Here is an 18,345-nt window from a genome sequence, read left to right as displayed (position 1 = left end):
CTCAATGGTGGATGCAATTAATAAAGCGCCGCACAAGGATAACGATCTGGTAGCGCGCAGCCTGCGCAGCGTCTGGCATCCATGTACCCAGATGCAGCATCACGAAACCTTGCCGCTGGTACCGGTCAGTCACGGTCGCGGCGCATGGTTGTATGACAGCGATGGCCAGCGTTATCTGGATGCGATCAGTTCCTGGTGGGTCAATATGTTTGGCCACGCCAACCCGCGCATCAATAGCGCGCTGCGTTCCCAGCTCGATATGCTGGAGCATGCCATGCTGGCTGGCTTCACGCATGAGCCTGTGGTGCAGTTGTCGGAGCAATTGTCGGCGCGTACCGGTCACGCTTTGGGTCACTGCTTCTATGCATCGGATGGTGCGTCGGCGGTAGAGGTCGCGCTGAAGATGAGTTTCCATTCGTGGCGTAACAAAGGCTTTGCTGACAAGCGTGAATTCGTTTGCCTGAAAGGCAGCTATCACGGTGAAACCATAGGCGCGCTGGCAGTGACGGATGTTGCTATCTTCCGCGATGCCTACGACTCTATGCTGCAGCATGCGCATGTGGTGATGAGTCCGGATGCGCGTGCTGCACGCGACGGCGAAAGCGCTGCCGATGTAGCGCGTCGTGCCGCTGCTGCACTGGAAACACTGCTGCAGGAACGCGGCAAGCATATCGCTGCCCTCATCGTCGAACCACTGGTGCAATGTGCGACCGGCATGGCGATGTATGACCCAGTTTATTTGAAGGAAGTACGTGCACTGTGCGATAAGTACCAGGTGCATCTGATCGCGGATGAGATCGCGGTGGGCTGTGGTCGTACCGGTACTTTCTTCGCGTGCGAACAAGCGGCGATCTGGCCTGATTTTCTGTGTTTGTCCAAAGGCATTAGCGGTGGTTACCTTCCGCTGTCACTGGTGATGACACGCGATGACATTTATCAGTCGTTCTATCACGGTGATGTGACGCGCGGCTTCCTGCATTCGCATTCCTATACCGGTAATCCGCTGGCATGCCGTGCGGCACTGGCGACACTGGCTATCTTTGAAGAAGATGATGTGATCAATGCGAATCGTGCCAAAGCGGCACGCCTGACTGAAGCATTGGCACCGTTGGCTGCGCATCCGCAAGTCAGCAACTTCCGCCAGCGCGGCATGATCTGGGCTTTTGATGCGGTGATCGATAACGCGGACGCTGCATCTACTTTTTCACGCCGTTTCTTCACGACTGCGCTCGAGCATGAATTATTGCTGCGCCCTATCGGCAATACTGTTTACCTGATGCCGCCATACATCCTGAGCAATGAAGAGATAGATGGATTGGCTGCACGTACGCAGACTGTCTTTGAAAAGGTCATGCGGGCATGAGTAAGCTGATCGCAGGACTGGAACAACAACTCGCGCACATCGATGCGCAGAGCTTGCGTCGTCGCCGTCGCATTACCGAATCGCCATGTGCACCACGGGTGCAGGTTGATGGTCGTGACATGCTGGCATTTTGCAGCAATGATTATCTCGGTCTGGCGGCGCATCCCCGCATCGTGAACGCCTTGCAGGAAGGTGCCAGCTTGTACGGTGCCGGTAGCGGTGCCTCACATCTGATCAGCGGTCACAGCCGTGCACACGCCGAGCTGGAAGAACGACTGGCAGAGTTCGTCGCGCCGCAGATTGCCGATGCGCGCGCACTGTATTTCTGCACCGGCTATATGGCGAATATCGCGATACTCAGCGCTTTGTCCGGCAGCGGTGCTGACCTGTTTTCTGAATCACTGAATCATGCGTCGCTGATAGATGGCGCACGTTTGTCGCGTGCCAATGTGCAGGTGTATCCGCACGGTGACCTGACCCAGCTCGCCAGCCTGCTGGCGGCGAGTACGGCCAGCAATAAGATGGTGGTAACAGATAGCGTATTCAGCATGGATGGCGATCTGGCCGACTTGCCGCAACTATTGGCTTTATGCGAACAGCATGATGCATGGCTGGTAGTCGATGATGCGCATGGCTTTGGCGTGCTCGGCGAGCATGGTCGCGGTGTGCTGGAGCACTATGCATTGAGTTCACCCAACCTGGTGTATATGGGTACGCTCGGCAAAGCTGCCGGTGTGGCTGGCGCATTCGTCGCCGCCCACAAGAGCGTGATCGAATGGCTGGTGCAACGCGCGCGGCCGTATATCTATACCACCGCAGCGCCGCCGGCGATTGCGTATGCCTTGCTGACCAGCCTCGACATCATAGAAGGTGCCGAAGGCAGCGAGCGCCGTGCACATCTGCAAACACTGATCGCACAATGGCGTAGCGCACTGCAGCCGCAGCGTTGGCAGACGCTGGCCTCGGATACCGCGATCCAGCCGGTCATCATCGGTGCCAACGATGAGGCGATGAAGATCGCCGCTGCTTTATATGAACAAGGTTTGTGGGTGCCGGCGATCCGGCCGCCTACCGTACCTGCCAATACGGCGCGCCTGCGCGTGACACTGTCGGCGGCGCATACTGCGGCTGAAGTGACGCAACTGGTCGAGGCGCTGCAGCAACTGGAACTCAGAGGATAAAAATGGCGGCTACTTTTAATTGTTTTGTGACCGGTACCGATACCGAAATCGGTAAAACCATGATTTCCACTGCTTTGTTACATGCCCTGGTGCAACAAGGGGCGCGGGCGGCGGCGATCAAAAGTGTGGCGGCCGGAGCCACGCCAATTCAGACAAGTGAGGGTCAGGTCTGGCACAATGACGACGCTGACGCGCTGGCGCAGGCTGCAAATGTGGTTTTGCCACGCGAATTGGCGACGCCGTATTTGCTGAATGAAGCCTGCGCGCCGCATATTTCGGCGGAGTTGCAAGGCGTTGCTATAGATATCGCGCATATTAAGAGCTGTTATGCGCAGGTGCGTGAGATGGCGGATGCCGTGGTGGTCGAGGGTGTAGGCGGTTTCCGCGTGCCTTTGTCTGACCATGCGGATACTGCAGATTTAGCACAGGAACTGGCTTTGCCCGTCATAATGGTGGTCGGGCTGCGGCTGGGATGCCTGAATCATGCTTTATTGACCGCCGATGCGATTGCCGCACGCGGCCTGAAGCTGGTGGGCTGGGTGGCAAATACAGTAGATGCTGCCATGCCGTTTGCCGAGGATAATGTCGAAGCATTACGCGCGCGTTTGTCCGCGCCCTTGCTGGGTTGTGTGCCGCGCTTGCCGGCACCGTTGCCAGCCGCTGCTGCTTCGTATCTGGATTTTTCGTGTTTGCCGAACTGGCCCCGGGCCTGATCTGGCGAATACCCGATTTAAATTTTAGTCAGGAGTTTTTCGATGTCGTCGCAACCAGTAACATTCCAAGCGCCAGTAACGCCTATCATCCCTACTGCCTGGCCAGTGGACGATGTGCTGGCCTTGTTCAATCTGCCGTTCAATGAATTGATGTTCCGTGCGCAAACCGTGCATCGTGAAAACTTCGATCCGACTGAAGTTGAGCTGGCGACCCTGTTGTCGATCAAAACCGGTGGCTGCCCGGAAGATTGCGGCTACTGCCCGCAAGCTGCACGCTACGACACCGGCGTGACCGCACAAAAAATCCTGCCGCTGGAAGAAGTCCTGACCGCTGCACGTGAAGCCAAGGCACACGGCGCGACCCGTTTCTGCATGGGTGCGGCATGGCGCGAACCTAAAGACCGCGATCTGGAAAAAGTGGAAGAGATGGTGCGTGAAGTGAAGGCCATGGGCCTGGAAACTTGCGCCACCCTCGGCATGCTGGGCGAAGGCCAGGCCGAGAAACTGAAAAACGCCGGTCTCGATTACTACAACCACAATCTGGATACCGCGCCCGAGTTTTACTCGAACGTGATCTCGACCCGTGATTACCAAAACCGTATCGACACACTGGGTCGTGTGCGCGGTGCCGGTATCAAAGTCTGCTGCGGCGGTATCGTCGGCATGGGTGAATCGCGCCTGCAACGCGCGGGCCTGATCGCGCAATTGTGCAATATGGATCCTTATCCTGAATCGGTGCCGGTGAATAACCTGGTACAGGTTGAAGGTACACCTTTGCACGGTATCGAAGCGATCGATCCGCTGGAGTTCGTGCGTACCGTTGCGGTCGCGCGTATCACCATGCCTAAAGCTCGTGTGCGTTTGTCCGCAGGTCGTCGCGAAATGGGCGAAGCGATCCAGGCACTGTGTTTCGTTGCTGGTGCAAACTCGATTTTCTACGGCGACAAATTGCTGACTACCGGTAATCCTGAAGCGATGGCCGATCAGGACTTGCTGGAAAAACTCGGCATGCATACCCGCAGTACCGCTATCGATGCGCGCTGCGATGTCACGCCGTCGTAATTCGTAACTTTTGAAATTGATGCGGCCGGTTGATACTTTCGACCGGCCGTTTTTCCTTCCACCGCCAAGTTGAGGTTCCTCAATTGAATCTTGCCCAGCCACTGCCAGCATCCGTCAAAATCATCGAGGTCGGCCCGCGCGATGGTTTGCAGAATGAACCGCAAACCATCAGCGCCGAGACCAAGATAGAACTGGTCAACCGTTTGTCGCAAGCAGGCTTTGCGAATGTCGAAGCAGCTTCCTTTGTGTCGCCGAAGTGGGTGCCGCAGATGGCGACTTCATCCGAAGTGATGGCCGGTATTACCCGACGTCCGGGTACGCTCTACTCGGCGCTGGTGCCGAATATGAAGGGCTTCGAAGCCGCGCTGGCAGCAGGTGTCGATGAAGTGGTGATCTTTGCTGCGGCGTCGGAGGCTTTTTCGCAAAAGAATATTAATTGCTCTATCGCTGAATCAATCGCGCGCTTCCGCGATGTCGCGCAGGCGGCCAAGCAGCACAATTTACGTTTGCGTGGTGCCCTGAGTTGTGCTTTCGGTTGCCCGTACCAGGGCGAGGTGACAGCTGATAGCGTGGCTGATGTGGTGCGCCAGTTGCGTGAACTGGGCTGCGATGAAATCGATATCGCCGACACCATAGGCGTGGCCACACCGCGCCATGTGCAAACGGTGATGCAGCGCGCGATAGAGGAATTCCCTATCGACCGTTTGTCCGGTCACTTCCACGACACTTACGGCCAGGCGCTGGCGAATATTTACGCGAGCCTGGAAGTCGGTATCACGATTTATCACGCGTCGGTGGCAGGCCTCGGTGGTTGTCCGTACGCCAAAGGTGCGACCGGTAATGTAGCGACCGAAGATGTACTCTACATGATGCAGGGCCTGGGCATAGAGACCGGTATCGATTTCGATATAGTGGTCGATGCCGGACAATTTATTTCGGAGCAGCTGGGCCGCAAGGCGGTCAGCCGTGCCGGTAATGCGATCGCGGCTAAACGCGGGGCAAGTTGCGGCTAAGCCTGCATCAGGCTGGCCAATAAAAAACGGGATGCAGCCTGAGCTGACATCCCGTTTTTTTGTCGTGCGCCTGCTTAGTTATACAGTACGTTCGGCAGCCACAAACCTATGGCCGGGAACATGTAAAGCAGGATGAGTGCAAAGATCTGTATCGCCATGAAGGGCATCATGCCGAGGAAGATCTGGTTCAAGGTCACGTGTGCAGGTGCGACGCCTTTCAGGTAAAAGGCCGACATCGCGACCGGTGGAGACAGGAATGCCGTTTGCAGATTCATCGCCACCAGCAAGCCAAAGAACAGCGGATCGATATCAAAGTGTGCCAGTAGTGGAATAAAGATAGGCATGAAGATCACGATGATCTCCGTCCATTCCAGCGGCCAGCCCAGCAAGAAGATAATGATTTGCGCCAGTATCATGAATTGCAGCGGTGTCATATCCAGCGACAGTACCCAGTCGTTGATGATCTCTTGTCCACCCAGTAATGCAAAGGAAGCGGAGAAGATACTGGAACCAACGAATAGCCAACACACCATGGCACTGGTTTTGGTTGCCAGGTAAGCCGACTCTTTCAACATGCCGAAGTTGAAGCGACGGTAACAGGCTGCCAGCACGATGCCGCCGAATGCACCCATGGCCGCCGCTTCAGTCGGGGTTGCCAGGCCGAACACAATGCTGCCCAGCACCGCCAGTATCATGAAGGCGAGCGGGAATAATGAACCCAGCAACATCTTGAAGATTTCCAGCCGGGCAAAGGTGAAGAACGCGTAGAACACAATCATTGCCGCGAAACCTATGCCGAATGCGATCCAGTAGCTTTGCGGTGCAGCCTTGGCGTGTGGCGCGGCTGGTGTGGTCGGTGCCGTCGGTGCACTCGCTGCCGCCGGTGGTTCAGCTACCGCAGCTGCCGGGGGTGCAGCTTCTGCCGTGCTTGCCGTTGCATTTTCTACCGGCGGTTCGCTGAGGCCGCCTTCGGCCGGTGGTTCACCGAAGCCATCATTGAGCGAGCCGGATTCAGTAGCGCTCTCTTCTGCTCCTGTCCCCATCTCCATGATTTCGACCGGTGCTGCTTCCGGACTGGTCACCAGGCGATAGGTGGTTCCCATGACCAGTGCGAATGCCAGTGCAGGCAATAGCGCTATGCCCAGTTGCGAGAGCAAGGTGCGGGTGGAGACATCTGCATTGCGACGTCCCTTGAGTGCACCTAACAAACCGGGCAGTACATTATTGCTGACGGAGGTGGAGATTTTTTCCGCGTAAGCTGGCAGGTCGACATGACGTTCCGCTGCAGATAATGGTGGGGCCACGCTGGGTTTCAGTTTCGCCAGTATGATCACATAGCCTATGTACAGACCGGCCAACATGATGCCCGGGAAGAAAGCACCGGCATACAGTTTGACTACCGATACACCTGCAGTCGCACCGTACACAATCAGCAAGACCGATGGCGGGATCAGGATGCCCAGGCAGCCACCGGCGGTGATTGCACCTGCTGACAGCTGGGTGCTGTAACCAGCCTTCAGCATGGCTGGCAATGCCAGCAAGCCCATCAGCGTGACGACCGCACCAACGATACCGGTAGCCGTGGCAAACACGGCGCAGGTAACAATGGTGGCGACTGCCAGTGAACCAGGAACCCGTGCCATGGCGATATGCAGGCTCTTGAATAGCTTTTCGATGAGGTTGGCGCGCTCGACCAGATATCCCATGAAGATGAACAAGGGAATCGAGATCAGCACATCATTCGCCATGACCGAATAAGCACGCTGCACCATCAGGTCCAGCGTCTGCTGCGTGGCAAGACTGGGGTCCCGACTATAGAACGCAAACCATGCAAACATCACGCCCATGCCCATCAGCGTAAACGCGGTAGGGAAACCCAGCATGATGGCAACTACAACCAGTGCCAGCATCAGCAAGCCCAGATGACCGTTGGTCATATGCTCGGGTGAAGGCATCAGGACAAACAAACCAATAACAATGGCAATCAGGATGGACAGGCCGAACCAGACTTCTTTCCTCATGGCTTACCTCCTGTGTTGTTGACGATGAGCTGGTCAACGGCGGCGATGTCTTTATCTTTTACATGTACCATCGCCTTGAGTTTATCTACGTCCACTTCTTCCACGTCTTTTTCACGCGAAGGCCATTCACCCTCTTTCAGGCAGATGATGCAGCGGATGATTTCGACCACACCCTGCATCAGCAGGAGCACACCCGAGATCGGAATCACCATCTTGAACGGATAAAGCGGCGGACCGTTCGCAGTAAGTGTTGAATGTTCCTTGATGGCCAGTGATTCGGCGGCGTAGGTATAGCCGGCCCATACCAGGGCGATGACGCCAGGAATAAAGAAAACAAAGTACAAGGTCAGATCCAGCCCGGCTTGCAGGCGTGGCGGGAAAAAACCGTACAGCACGTCGCCACGGACGTGACCGTTCTTTGCCAGCGTGTATGCACCCGCCATCATGAAGGCAGTGCCATACGCCATGATCATCAGGTCAAAGGACCAGGGATTGGGACTGTTCAGCGCATAGCGTGCGAACACTTCCCACGAAATGAGAAAGGTCAAAATAACGATAAGCCAGGAAAATAATTGACCTACCCAACTGCTGACCTTGTCGATGAAAAATAAAAGGTTCTGCATAAAGGCTCCGATTCAAAGACAGGGGATGTAGCCGCAGCTGCGACGTTTGTCTGCGCTTAATAAAACACCATCCGATGTCCTGGATGGTGTCGTAGAAAACGCGATCGATGCCGCTTAGGCTTTCTTCGGAGCGGTGCGGGCGAAGTAGTGGTTGTATGCCATGCGCCTGTTGTTATTGGTGTCCATGTCCCACTTCATGGCACGTTCGGCGAAGGTTCTTTGTGATTTCTCTACTTCCTTGAACAATGCGTTGTCGGCCCCTTTCTTGGCGACGACGTCATCCCAGATGGAGAGTTGGGTTTGCAGTATGGCGTCCGGCGTTTTGTAGAATTTGACGCCATCCTTGGTTTGCATCTCGCGATAATCTTTCGAATAGCGGTCGATGGCTTTCCATGACATATCTGCTGACGAAGCTTCCACCGCATTCGCGATGATGGCTTTCATCTTCGGCGGCAGTCCTTCGTACTTGGTTTTATTGAAGGTGATCTCGAACTGCTCGGAGCTTTGATGGAAGCTTTGCAGCATGCAGACTTTGGAAACGTCAGGGAAGCCGAGGACACGATCCGAGCTGGCGTTGTTGAACTCAGCGCCATCCAGCAGGCCGCGGTCCATGGCAGGTACGATCTCGCCACCTGGCAAGGCATTCACCGCTGCGCCCATCGCGGTAAACAGATCAATCGCGAGGCCGTTGGTACGGAACTTCAGGCCTTGCAGGTCTTCTTTCTTTGTGATCGGCTTTTTGAACCAACCCAGTGGCTGGGTCGGCATAGGGCCAGTCAGGAAGGAAGTGACGTTGGCACCGATGGAGGTATACAGTTTCTCCAGCAGTTCCTTGCCGCCGCCGTATTTATGCCACGCCAGTACCATGTTCGCATCCATGCCGAATACCGGGCCGGATGTCCACAACGCGATTGCACTTTGTTTGCCGTAGTTGTAACCCATCACACCGTGGCCGCCGTCGAGTGTGCCTTTCGATACCGCATCCAACAGGCCGAAGGCTGGCACTACGGCGCCTGCTGGTAAAACTTCAATCTTGAGTTCACCACCGGTCATGTCATTGACCTTCTTGGCGAAGTCTTGTGCGTATTCGTGGAAAATATCTTTACTAGGCCAGGTGCTTTGGAAGCGCATCTGGGTGACAGTCTGTGCTGTCGAAATCATCGGGAAGCTAAGTGCGGCTGCTGCGCTTGCGGTTGTTGCGGTCCCCAGGAATTTGCGGCGGGAGGAGGTAGTCGTCTGATTCTGCTTGTGGCTCTTCTTCATTGTGTATCTCCTTTTATATTTTTTAGAAATCACTTTGATTCATCAACCGACAGGTAGCATCCATTGATTTTTAATGGCGGCAGTACTGACGTGCGTAGAATGCGCTTTCGTATGCATATGTCAAGTTGCATCGCAACAAGTAAGCGCTTATTTTTCGCGCGATTTTTAAAATTCACCATTAAAAAATCGTATGTGTTAAATGTAGATGACGGATGCCGGAGATATTTTTTTTGCTGCTTTCCGGTGAAATTTTTAGTTGAAAACCAGAGTCTGTTTCATAGGGAAAACACGCGATTTTTCCAACTCTGGAAAGTGACAAACGAAAGCTTGCACGGAACTTACATGCACCAAGATGGCGAGCGTTTCGATGTAACAAAGGCGCGTTTGTGGCGCTGCAGTTATTCTGATTAAATACCTCAAATATTTTTCAACGCGTGATCGTCGCTGTGTTTTTTCTTACGTGACGCTTACAAACAGTGAGCGGAATCCCAGCCATGTCTGATATCGATTTGATTCAAATTAATGTGCACGGAAAACCGATGGGTAAGGTCGGCGTATTAAGCGACATCGCACGACAAGTGTGTGCTGCGACTACACGTTTGTATGCAGATGCGGGCTACACTCCGCCGTGGCTGGGCTATCTCGCGCAGCGGGATCGCAAGCTGGTGGGGGCATGCGCATTCAAGGCACCGCCGCAGGATGGCAAGGTAGAGATAGGTTATCTCACCTTTCCTGATCATGAAGGACAAGGCGTTGCTACTGCGATGGTGCAGCAATTACTGCAGATCGCAAAAACAGCGCAGCCGCAGCTGACTGTGATCGCACATACGGCGAATGAAGAGAATGCATCGAACGCGATACTGAAGAAATTCGGTTTCCAGTTTGCAGCTGTGTTCGACGATGCGGAGGATGGCCAGATGTGGACGTGGCAGTTGCTACCGGATGCTGCTGAACAGTAATGTCTATTGCGTGCTGAACAGCGTGGGGAAGATTTCTATGCCGGTGTCATTGAGTGCCGCAAAGATGCGACCGTCTTCATGATTCGTCACTTCAACGATGCCAGCATCTTCAAATTCGCTCAGCGTACGGCGCAAGGTGCTCATGGGTACGCATGTGCGCTTGCTGAGTTTGGCCAGCGACCACGCTTTACCATCACTCTCTTGCGACGCTTCCCATAAATGCCGCAGGATGGTGACTTTGATCGGATCCAGATCGTCCTCGTGTTGCGCTGTTGCGTTCGCCATGATGAGAGGCTTCCTTTTAATGCACTAGTGCTGATGTCCGGCCTGCTTGTATTGTATTGGACATCCCGTCTCCGCTGCGCTCTCTGTGGAGCGTCATGCGCACGGCAGTATCTGACCTGCCGTGTTACTGATGTAGAACACATCTCACGGATACTTATGAAATGAGTTCTAAGTATTATAGTTTTCACGCGTGCGCGCAGCAAGCGCACGTTCTGCCTGCCGTATGCAATCGCCGGCCAGTTTGCCTACCGTTTTGAGTGCATCTTCTATGCTGGCTGACCACGGATAGCTATAGTTCAAGCGGATGAAGTTGTTATAACCGTTGGTGGTCGAGAACATATAGCCGGGACCGATGGTGATGCCGGCCTGCAAGGCCAGCTCATACAGCTTCATCGAATCGACTTGCGGTGGCAGCTCTACCCACAGCACATAACCGCCCTTGGGCTCCGAGGTCTGCGTGCCTTCCGGGAAGAAGCGCTTGACTGCGGCGCGCATGATGTTGGCTTGCTGCGCGTAGATTTTGCGAATGTGGCGCAGATGATGTTCGTAGCCGTCATGTTCCAGATACTCGGCTATCGCCAGCTGCGGGATGGTTGGTGTGGTCAGCGTGTTCAGGAATTTCAGTTTCTCTACCTGGTCGCGATAACGTCCCGGCATCGCCCAGCCTATGCGGTAAGCAGAGGTCAGACTCTTCGAGAATGATGCGCAGTGCAAGACCAGACCTTCGGTGTCGTAGGACTTGAGTGAAGTCGGATGCGTGTCACCGTAGTACAGCTCGTTGTAGACATCGTTCTCTATGACAGGCACCTGGCGCTTGGTAATCAGTTCGACCAGCGCACGTTTCTTTTCATCCGGCATCTGGAAGCCGAGCGGGTTCTGGAAGTTGGGCATGACCATGCAGGCGGCGATCTCATGCTGGTCGAGTATTTCTTCCAGTGCTGCCAGGTCTATACCTTCACGCGGATGAGTAGCGACTTCTATCGCACGCATACCCATACGTTCGATCGCGTGCAACATCGCATAGAAGGTAGGTGATTCAACGGCGACGATATCGCCGGCCTTGCCGACCGCTTGCAGACAAAGATTGATCGCTTCGGTAGCGCCGACAGTAACGACGATTTCATTCGGATCGATAGCGCTGCCGTTTTCCAGATAGCGTCTGGCGATTTGCCGTATCAGGTCGGGATGGCCGGGCGGTAAAGCATCGGTGACGCCCCACTTGGTTTGTCGACGGGTGATGCCGTATGCATAGCGATTGATTTTTTCTGACGGGAACAAACTAGGGTCGGGGTAAGGTGAGCCTAGCGGTACCGCATCGTTGGTGATCGAACGCAGCGTCGATAGCACCAGATGACTGACGTCAACCTGTGACGAGATAGCCAGCGGTTGTGAAGTGCGCAATTCCTGCGGCACTTTGCCATTTGCCGATTGCGGCGGCACGCGCACGAAGTAGCCGGATTGCGGATGACTTTCGATCACGCCTTTGCTTTCGAGCAGCAGGAATGCATGCACGACAGTCGTGATGCTGAGGCGGTGATGCTGACTGGTCTGGCGTATAGACGGCAAGCGTTCACCTGGTCGGAACACGCCGTTCTCGATCAGCTCTTCAATATCTTTTGCCAGCTTTTCATACAGCTTCACAAATGCCCCTGCTGCTTGTCATGTTAATTTTTTCGCCTGTAATGAGACATATACGTTTGCAAAATATCCTAGTGTTTATGCGGCATTCCAGATGGATTTACGTTTCCTTAACGCGCCGAATAAAGCACAGATTTGTCGCTACTCAAACTGTACTCTTTTTATTTCATTCAATGTGTACGCTCTTCAAAATCACAGCGGTTCTAAGCTGCATGTACGTGGCACACAAGGTGATCATGCATGACTTATCTGCATGGCGGTGGGCCCGCGAAAAGGAAAGCAAACGTGGAAAAGTCGAAGTCGCAAGGCACTATAGAAACCTATGATCATCCGGCCGGTGGTTGGGGAGCGGTGAAGTATGTCGCCATCAATATGATCAAGGAAAAAGTCGCTGGCGGTAAATATCGTACGCTGTTCAAACAAAACCAGCCTGAAGGTTTTGATTGCCCAGGCTGTGCCTGGCCCGATCGTCAGCATGCGTCGACATTTGAGTTTTGTGAAAATGGCGTGAAGGCCGTTGCTGCGGAAGCGACCAGCAAACGTGTGACGCCTGCCTTCTTTGAAAAGAACACAGTAGCAGCACTGCTCGAGCAATCCGACTACGAGCTGGAGCAACACGGTCGCCTGACCGACCCTATGCGCTATGACGCCAAGACTGACAAGTACGTGCCTGTCAGCTGGGCTGATGCGTATAACCTGATCGCATCGCATCTGCATCAACTGGACAATCCGCACCAGGCTGCTTTCTATACTTCGGGTCGTGCCGGTAATGAAGCGGCTTTCGTGTATCAATTGTTTGTGCGCATGTTCGGCACCAACAACTTCCCTGACTGTTCGAATATGTGTCACGAAGCAACCAGCCGTGGCCTGCCATCTACCGTAGGCATCGGCAAAGGTACTGTAACGCTGGATGACTTTGAACATGCTGATACGTTGCTGATCTTTGGTCAAAATCCTGCGACCAATCATCCACGTATGCTGGGTGAATTACGTGAATGCTCGAAGCGTGGTGCAGTGATCGTTTCCATCAATCCTTTGCGTGAACGTGGGCTCGAACGTTTTGCCGATCCGCAAAGCGTGGTGGAAATGCTGACCTTGTCGAGCACCAAGATTGCCTCGACCTTCATCCAGCCCAAACTGGGTGGTGACTTCGCTTTGATCAAAGGCGTGGCCAAACGCACGCTGGAGCTGGATGACGAAGCGCTTGCACTCGGTACCGAGCGCGTATTGGATACCGCCTTCATCGCAGAGCACTGCGCAGGTTTTGACACCTTCGCCGCCGACTTGCGCATGCAGGACTGGCAGGAGCTGGTTGATGAGTCCGGCGTGTCGCGTGACGATATCGAAAAACTGAGCCGCATCTATGTCAATGGCAAACGTGTGATCGCAACCTGGGGCATGGGTATTACCCAGCACAAAAACTCGGTGCAGACCGTGCACATGCTGTCCAACCTGATGATGATGCGCGGGAATATCGGTCGCGAAGGCGCGGGCCTGTGCCCGGTGCGTGGCCATTCGAATGTACAGGGTAATCGCACCGTCGGCATCGAAGAAAAACCATCGCAGGAATTCCTGAGCAGCCTGGGCAAAGTATTCAACTTCGAGCCACCACGCGAACACGGCTACGACGTGGTTGAAACCATCCATGAAATGCTGGAAGGCCATGTAAAAGTATTCATCGGCCTGGGCGGTAACTTTGTGATGGCGACGCCGGATACTCCGCGTACCTTTGACGCGCTGCGTTCGTGCAACCTGACCGTGCATATCACCACCAAACTGAATCGCAGCCATCTGGTACATGGTGCCGATGCACTGATCCTGCCTACGCTGGGTCGTACCGAGATCGACAAGCAAAACGGTGTGGCGCAAGGTGTGACGGTGGAAGATTCGATGAGCATGGTGCACATCTCTTACGGCATGAACACACCAGCGTCGAAAAACCTGATGTCGGAAACCGCCATCGTCGCCAACATCGCACATGCGACACTGGGTTCGGAGAAAGTCGACTGGCTTGCTTATGCGGCTGACTACTCGCTGGTGCGTGATGCGATCGAGCAGGTGCTCGACGGTTTTGAAAACTACAATGAACGCATTGCGAAACCAGGTGGCTTCCACCTGCGTGTGGCGTCGCGTGAACGTGAGTGGCTGACCGATACCGGCAAAGCGAATTTCATCGTGCACAACATCCAGCAAGACACGCCTATCCGCCGCGCCAAGCAGCAACACGGTGCACAGCTGATGACATTGATGACGACCCGTTCGCATGATCAGTACAACACGACCATCTATGCGATGGATGATCGTTATCGCGGTGTCTTCGGTCAGCGTCGTGTAGTCTTTATCAATCCGGAAGATTTGCAGATGCTGGGCTACAAGGCCGGTGAATGGGTGGATATGAGCACCGTGTGGGACGATGGCATAGAACGTCATGCGAATCGCTTCCTGCTGGTGGAATACGATATTCCACGCGGTTGTATCGGTGCCTACTATCCGGAGACCAATCCGCTGGTGCCGCTCAATAGCGTCGGCGATGTCTGCAATACGCCAACCTCGAAATCGATACCGGTCTTGCTGCGTCCTTCGATGCCGGTCGCACTCGCCGCCTAAGCGGTATTGCATCATTCAGACGGCTGCCCGCCCTTAGTGGTCGGCAGCCGTTTATACTTGCGGCTATCTGTCATTCTCCGGTATCCGTCCCATGCGCCGAAAACCTGCGCACCCTGAAGATCTCGACGTCCTGATTTCTTACCTCGATATCGATGCGACGTCTTTGCCCTCGCCCTGCATAGGCATCTGCCGGGTCGACCCGCGCACAACTTATTGCAGCGGCTGTATGCGCACCATAGACGAGATCACGGTCTGGGGCGCGATAGACGATGACGGCAGACGACAAATCTGGCGCGACATCATCGCGCGCCGGACCGCGTTGCGAGGTCCCGCTGCACGCTAATTTCGACTGTAGCGGGCAGATGTGCGATGATGCCGCCACGCCCATGAATCGAGCAGTAATAATATGACAATGAATTTTTACAAGCCGGAAAAAACCGTCACTGGCCCGGCCTACAGTTTGTGGTTCAAGATTTTGGCCAGTGTTTTTTCGATCAGCCTGTTTGTTTATGCGATCGACATCACGCGACGCTTTCCTTTGCTGGAGTATGGCCTGAGTGTCAAAGTCCTGTTGTTTGGCGCAGCTGTCATGTTGGTGGTCAGCTATTACTGGTTCCTGCGCTCAACCATCACCATCGATGACAAGGGCATCACGCAAACCTGGTTGTATAACCGACAGGTCGAATGGCGCGATGTACGCAGTGCGAAGATGATAGGCATCCCTTTTCTCAGCTGGTTGTTTCCGCCACGACTGGTGGTGCGTACCGGTAATTCATTTAGCACTTTCAATGGCGGCACACAGGACATCCTGATCGAGTTTGCCCATATCTCGCTGGCCTTCCAGATGCAAAAGCAGGCCGGCGCTGATAAGTAATTCCTGCCCCATGCGGCCACCGCCGCATGGAAATATCCTGCCGGGGATATTGTCCGAAAACGGCTAGACGCTATCCCGTCCGACGCGTATAAATACGCCATGGATACGCTCACTCCCGACTCTTCAAAACACACGCCGCTGCTGGTTCCGGCGAGTTGCTATCGCGCATTGGCGGCCAAGGATGCGCGCTTCGATGGCGTGTTTTTTGTTGGAATAAAAACGACCGGCATCTATTGCCGCCCTGTCTGCTCGGTTAAAACTCCGCGTGAATCTTCGTGTACTTACTTCAGCACCGCCGCTGCGGCTGAGGCCGCGGGCTTTCGTCCCTGTCTGCGCTGTAGGCCGGAGCTGGCACCCTACGCCTTGCAGCAAAACCTGGCATATGCGGTATGGCAAAGGATAGCGGCAGGTGCGCTGAATGATGGTGATACGGAAAGATTGTCGGCAGAGGTGGGTTTGTCGTCACGACAACTGCGGCGTGTCTTGCTTGAACATTTCGGCGTGACGCCGGTTGAGCTGGCGCAGACGCAACGCTTGTTATTCGCCAAGAAATTGCTGCAGGAAACTAACCTGGCCATGAGTGATGTGGCCTATGCGGCAGGCTTCGGCAGCATACGCCGCTTCAATGCACTCTTCCTGGCACGCTACGGCATGGCACCGACCAGCATACGGCGTGCCGCAGGTGTGACGCCTGCAAACGGGCAGGATGCGATTACGTTACGTCTTGCTTACCGCCCGCCATATGCATGGGAAGCGATGCTGGACTATCTGGCCGGACGTGCGATACCCGGTGTCGAAGGGGTAATCGAGGAAACGCCCGGTACACGCTCCTACGCACGCAGCGTGATGCTGAATGGCGTAGCTGGCTGGTTGCGCGTGAAGCATCTGCCCGCACGCAAACAACTGGAATTATCGCTACCCGCTAATCTTGCGCCCGTATTGATGCCTATGCTGGCACGTGTGCGCAAACAGTTCGACCTCGATGCGAATCCGGAAGTAATAGCCGCCCATCTGTCTGCCGATCCATTGTTGGCGGCGCAAATCAGGGCGGTGCCGGGCATGCGCGTGCCCGGCACCTTCGATACCTTTGAACTGGCGATACGTGCGGTGCTGGGGCAGCAAGTGAGTGTGGCTGGCGCAACCACGGTATCCGGACGCCTGGTGCATGCTTTTGGCGAGCCTGCCGAGACGCCGTTCATTGGTATCAACCGCCACTTCCCGACAGCGGAAAGACTGGCACAAGCCAGCGTGTCTGATATCGCTGGCCTGGGTATGCCCGGTGCCCGTGCGCTGGCGATACAAAGCCTGGCGCTGTTTGCGGCGGAAGGTGGTTTGCAGATGAAACCAGGTGCCTCGCTGGAAGAATGCGTGACCAGCCTGAAAACCGTACGCGGCATAGGCGAATGGACGGCGCAGTATGTGGCGATGCGCGCCTTGCGCTTTCCAAATGCCTTCCCGGCTGGCGACCTGGGTTTGCAAAAGGCGGCGGTGGAAGTGGCAGGCGGTGCGCGACTGACGGAGAAAGAGTTGCTGGCGCGTGCTGCTAACTGGTCACCGTGGCGTGCGTATACCGCGCTGTTGTTGTGGAACTCACTAAGCTGATCGTAGCGATAGAGACAAAGGAAGCATCATGATTTTTTATATAGAACACCCAAGTCCGGTCGGACGTCTGTTGCTGGCAGCGACGGAGCAAGGCCTGAGCGGTATTTATTTTGAAGAGCACAAGCACTTCAAGGGCAAGGATGGCTGGCAACAGGCGTCAACGGCTTCGCCGGCATGGAAGCATTTGCAGGCCACGGCGCAGCAACTGGATGAGTATTTTTCCGGTCAGCGTACCGAGTTTGATGTGGCGCTCGATATGAGTGGTACTGCTTTCCAGCGTTCGGTGTGGCAAGAACTGAGTGCAATTCCGTTTGGTGCCAGCGTCAGCTATGCACAGCACGCGCAAAAGCTGGGTAACCCCAAGGCTTTGCGCGCAGTGGGGTCGGCGATAGGCAAGAATCCGGTATCGATTATCGTACCCTGCCATCGTGTCATCGGTTCGTCCGGTGCTGTGACCGGCTACGCTGGTGGCGTGGAACGCAAACGCTTCCTGCTGGCGCTGGAAGGCGTCGCTGTTAATTGATTATTTGTCCTGGTGCGCGCTGAGCCAGGCCACCACATGTCCGGCATCCGAGTCGGACGGGAAGACCGGATAGAACACTTCTTCTATCCGTCCGGCGCGGATGATCAGGGTCAGCCGTTTGATCAGGTCCAGTCCGGCAAAGCTGAAGGTAGGCAAACGCAAGGCGTTAGCGAACGCGAGCTGTGCATCGCTGAGCAACGGGAACGGCAATTCCAGGCGCTCTGTCGCTTCCTTTTGATAATCACTGTCTTGCGTACTCAAACCGTACACGGTCGCCCCCAGCGCCTGTAATTCGCTGTAGTGATCACGATATGCGCAGGACTGCGGCGAACAGCCACGTGCACCCGGTATCGCATTCCATGCATCGGCTCCGCCGGGCAATTCCTGCCCGGGTCTGCCGGTGCGCGGATAGCAATACACCACCACCCATGGCGCACCCTCTTGCGCCAGATTCACGGTTACGCCCGATGTTGCCCGCAAGCCGATGGCAGGCACTTGCATGCCGCGCAGGTGATCACAGGCACCGTCATTTTGTGGTACCGGCAGGTCAGAGGGAGGGTTGAGCAGATTGTCAGCCATGGCGTCGTAATAAGAAAAATGAAGGGCAGCGCTCTTGCG

Annotated in this window: 17 protein-coding genes; 11 read left to right on the top strand and 6 right to left on the bottom strand. The window is 55.1% G+C overall.

From position 1 onward, the window contains the following. The first annotated feature begins 4 nt into the window (after positions 1-4). The 5 genes from bioA to H7U06_RS00575 all read left to right on the top strand — a co-directional run bounded on the left by bioA (position 5) and on the right by H7U06_RS00575 (position 5,332). Positions 5-1,363 (top strand): adenosylmethionine--8-amino-7-oxononanoate transaminase, encoded by a 1,359-nt coding sequence (bioA, locus tag H7U06_RS00595; protein ID WP_175624301.1) that lies wholly within the window; start codon positions 5-7, stop codon positions 1,361-1,363. Further along, a complete protein-coding gene (gene bioF, locus H7U06_RS00590) occupies positions 1,360-2,544 on the top strand; it encodes an 8-amino-7-oxononanoate synthase (protein ID WP_175624300.1) in 1,185 nt (394 codons plus the stop codon). Before bioA ends, bioF begins: the two co-directional genes overlap by 4 nt. A gap of 2 nt (positions 2,545-2,546) precedes the next feature. Next, positions 2,547-3,257: a dethiobiotin synthase gene (gene bioD / locus H7U06_RS00585; protein ID WP_175624299.1), complete on the top strand. Its 711-nt coding sequence runs from the start codon at positions 2,547-2,549 to the stop codon at positions 3,255-3,257. A 42-nt stretch (positions 3,258-3,299) separates the two neighbouring features. After that, a complete protein-coding gene (gene bioB, locus H7U06_RS00580; protein WP_175624298.1) occupies positions 3,300-4,319 on the top strand; it encodes a biotin synthase BioB in 1,020 nt (339 codons plus the stop codon). 83 nt (positions 4,320-4,402) lie between these two features. After that, on the top strand, positions 4,403-5,332 hold the full coding sequence (locus tag H7U06_RS00575; RefSeq protein ID WP_175624297.1) for a hydroxymethylglutaryl-CoA lyase: 930 nt from the start codon (positions 4,403-4,405) through the stop codon (positions 5,330-5,332). Between the two features lie 74 nt (positions 5,333-5,406). Here the strand turns inward: H7U06_RS00575 and H7U06_RS00570 are convergent, their stop codons facing one another. The 3 genes from H7U06_RS00570 to H7U06_RS00560 form a co-directional block, all read right to left on the bottom strand. Continuing rightward, a complete protein-coding gene (locus H7U06_RS00570; RefSeq protein WP_175624296.1) occupies positions 5,407-7,353 on the bottom strand; it encodes a TRAP transporter large permease subunit in 1,947 nt (648 codons plus the stop codon). Continuing rightward, on the bottom strand, positions 7,350-7,976 hold the full coding sequence (locus tag H7U06_RS00565) for a TRAP transporter small permease subunit (RefSeq protein WP_175624295.1): 627 nt from the start codon (positions 7,974-7,976) through the stop codon (positions 7,350-7,352). The genes H7U06_RS00570 and H7U06_RS00565 overlap by 4 nt, the downstream gene beginning before the upstream one ends. A gap of 114 nt (positions 7,977-8,090) precedes the next feature. Continuing rightward, on the bottom strand, positions 8,091-9,239 hold the full coding sequence (locus tag H7U06_RS00560) for a TRAP transporter substrate-binding protein (RefSeq protein ID WP_175624294.1): 1,149 nt from the start codon (positions 9,237-9,239) through the stop codon (positions 8,091-8,093). A 494-nt stretch (positions 9,240-9,733) separates the two neighbouring features. On the opposite strand from H7U06_RS00560, the gene H7U06_RS00555 reads away from it, so the two are divergent. Continuing rightward, the gene (locus H7U06_RS00555; protein WP_175624293.1) at positions 9,734-10,198 is read left to right on the top strand and encodes a GNAT family N-acetyltransferase; all 465 of its coding nucleotides are present in this window, start codon (positions 9,734-9,736) and stop codon (positions 10,196-10,198) included. A 3-nt stretch (positions 10,199-10,201) separates the two neighbouring features. Here H7U06_RS00555 and H7U06_RS00550 read toward each other — a convergent pair whose 3' ends face one another. Beyond that, positions 10,202-10,483: a helix-turn-helix domain-containing protein gene (locus tag H7U06_RS00550; RefSeq protein WP_175624292.1), complete on the bottom strand. Its 282-nt coding sequence runs from the start codon at positions 10,481-10,483 to the stop codon at positions 10,202-10,204. 168 nt (positions 10,484-10,651) lie between these two features. Continuing rightward, entirely contained in the window at positions 10,652-12,124 is a 1,473-nt protein-coding gene (locus H7U06_RS00545; protein WP_175624291.1) for a PLP-dependent aminotransferase family protein, read from the bottom strand. Positions 12,125-12,406: 282 nt separating this feature from the next. On the opposite strand from H7U06_RS00545, the gene H7U06_RS00540 reads away from it, so the two are divergent. From H7U06_RS00540 to H7U06_RS00520, 5 genes are all read left to right on the top strand, one after another. After that, on the top strand, positions 12,407-14,728 hold the full coding sequence (locus tag H7U06_RS00540; RefSeq protein WP_254873099.1) for an FdhF/YdeP family oxidoreductase: 2,322 nt from the start codon (positions 12,407-12,409) through the stop codon (positions 14,726-14,728). A gap of 91 nt (positions 14,729-14,819) precedes the next feature. Further along, entirely contained in the window at positions 14,820-15,071 is a 252-nt protein-coding gene (locus tag H7U06_RS00535; protein ID WP_175624289.1) for a DUF1289 domain-containing protein, read from the top strand. 63 nt (positions 15,072-15,134) lie between these two features. Further along, positions 15,135-15,602: a hypothetical protein gene (locus tag H7U06_RS00530; RefSeq protein ID WP_175624288.1), complete on the top strand. Its 468-nt coding sequence runs from the start codon at positions 15,135-15,137 to the stop codon at positions 15,600-15,602. A 99-nt stretch (positions 15,603-15,701) separates the two neighbouring features. Beyond that, entirely contained in the window at positions 15,702-17,204 is a 1,503-nt protein-coding gene (locus H7U06_RS00525) for a DNA-3-methyladenine glycosylase 2 (protein WP_175624287.1), read from the top strand. 28 nt (positions 17,205-17,232) lie between these two features. Continuing rightward, positions 17,233-17,727 carry a methylated-DNA--[protein]-cysteine S-methyltransferase gene (locus H7U06_RS00520; RefSeq protein ID WP_175624286.1) on the top strand — a complete coding sequence of 165 codons (495 nt, stop codon included), beginning with the start codon at positions 17,233-17,235 and terminating at the stop codon, positions 17,725-17,727. On the opposite strand, the gene H7U06_RS00515 is transcribed toward H7U06_RS00520, so the two are convergent. Next, on the bottom strand, positions 17,728-18,306 hold the full coding sequence (locus H7U06_RS00515) for a peroxiredoxin (RefSeq protein WP_175624285.1): 579 nt from the start codon (positions 18,304-18,306) through the stop codon (positions 17,728-17,730). Positions 18,307-18,345: the final 39 nt, after the last annotated feature.

It is taken from the genome of Herminiimonas sp. Marseille-P9896 (assembly GCF_903993245.1).
GTDB lineage: Bacteria > Pseudomonadota > Gammaproteobacteria > Burkholderiales > Burkholderiaceae_D > Oxalicibacterium > Oxalicibacterium contaminans.
This window is presented reverse-complemented; position numbering and strand designations above follow the sequence as displayed.

Excerpts from the sequence above, each read along its gene's own strand:
- bioB (WP_175624298.1), top strand. The coding sequence starts at position 3,300 with ATGTCGTCGCAACCAGTAACATTCCAAGCGCCAGTAACGCCTATCATC.
- H7U06_RS00570 (WP_175624296.1), bottom strand. The coding sequence starts at position 7,353 with ATGAGGAAAGAAGTCTGGTTCGGCCTGTCCATCCTGATTGCCATTGTT.
- H7U06_RS00530 (WP_175624288.1), top strand. The coding sequence starts at position 15,135 with ATGACAATGAATTTTTACAAGCCGGAAAAAACCGTCACTGGCCCGGCC.
- bioA (WP_175624301.1), top strand. The coding sequence starts at position 5 with ATGGTGGATGCAATTAATAAAGCGCCGCACAAGGATAACGATCTGGTA.
- H7U06_RS00520 (WP_175624286.1), top strand. The coding sequence starts at position 17,233 with ATGATTTTTTATATAGAACACCCAAGTCCGGTCGGACGTCTGTTGCTG.
- bioF (WP_175624300.1), top strand. The coding sequence starts at position 1,360 with ATGAGTAAGCTGATCGCAGGACTGGAACAACAACTCGCGCACATCGAT.
- H7U06_RS00560 (WP_175624294.1), bottom strand. The coding sequence starts at position 9,239 with ATGAAGAAGAGCCACAAGCAGAATCAGACGACTACCTCCTCCCGCCGC.
- H7U06_RS00565 (WP_175624295.1), bottom strand. The coding sequence starts at position 7,976 with ATGCAGAACCTTTTATTTTTCATCGACAAGGTCAGCAGTTGGGTAGGT.
- H7U06_RS00550 (WP_175624292.1), bottom strand. The coding sequence starts at position 10,483 with ATGGCGAACGCAACAGCGCAACACGAGGACGATCTGGATCCGATCAAA.
- H7U06_RS00555 (WP_175624293.1), top strand. The coding sequence starts at position 9,734 with ATGTCTGATATCGATTTGATTCAAATTAATGTGCACGGAAAACCGATG.
- bioD (WP_175624299.1), top strand. The coding sequence starts at position 2,547 with ATGGCGGCTACTTTTAATTGTTTTGTGACCGGTACCGATACCGAAATC.
- H7U06_RS00535 (WP_175624289.1), top strand. The coding sequence starts at position 14,820 with ATGCGCCGAAAACCTGCGCACCCTGAAGATCTCGACGTCCTGATTTCT.
- H7U06_RS00515 (WP_175624285.1), bottom strand. The coding sequence starts at position 18,306 with ATGGCTGACAATCTGCTCAACCCTCCCTCTGACCTGCCGGTACCACAA.
- H7U06_RS00525 (WP_175624287.1), top strand. The coding sequence starts at position 15,702 with ATGGATACGCTCACTCCCGACTCTTCAAAACACACGCCGCTGCTGGTT.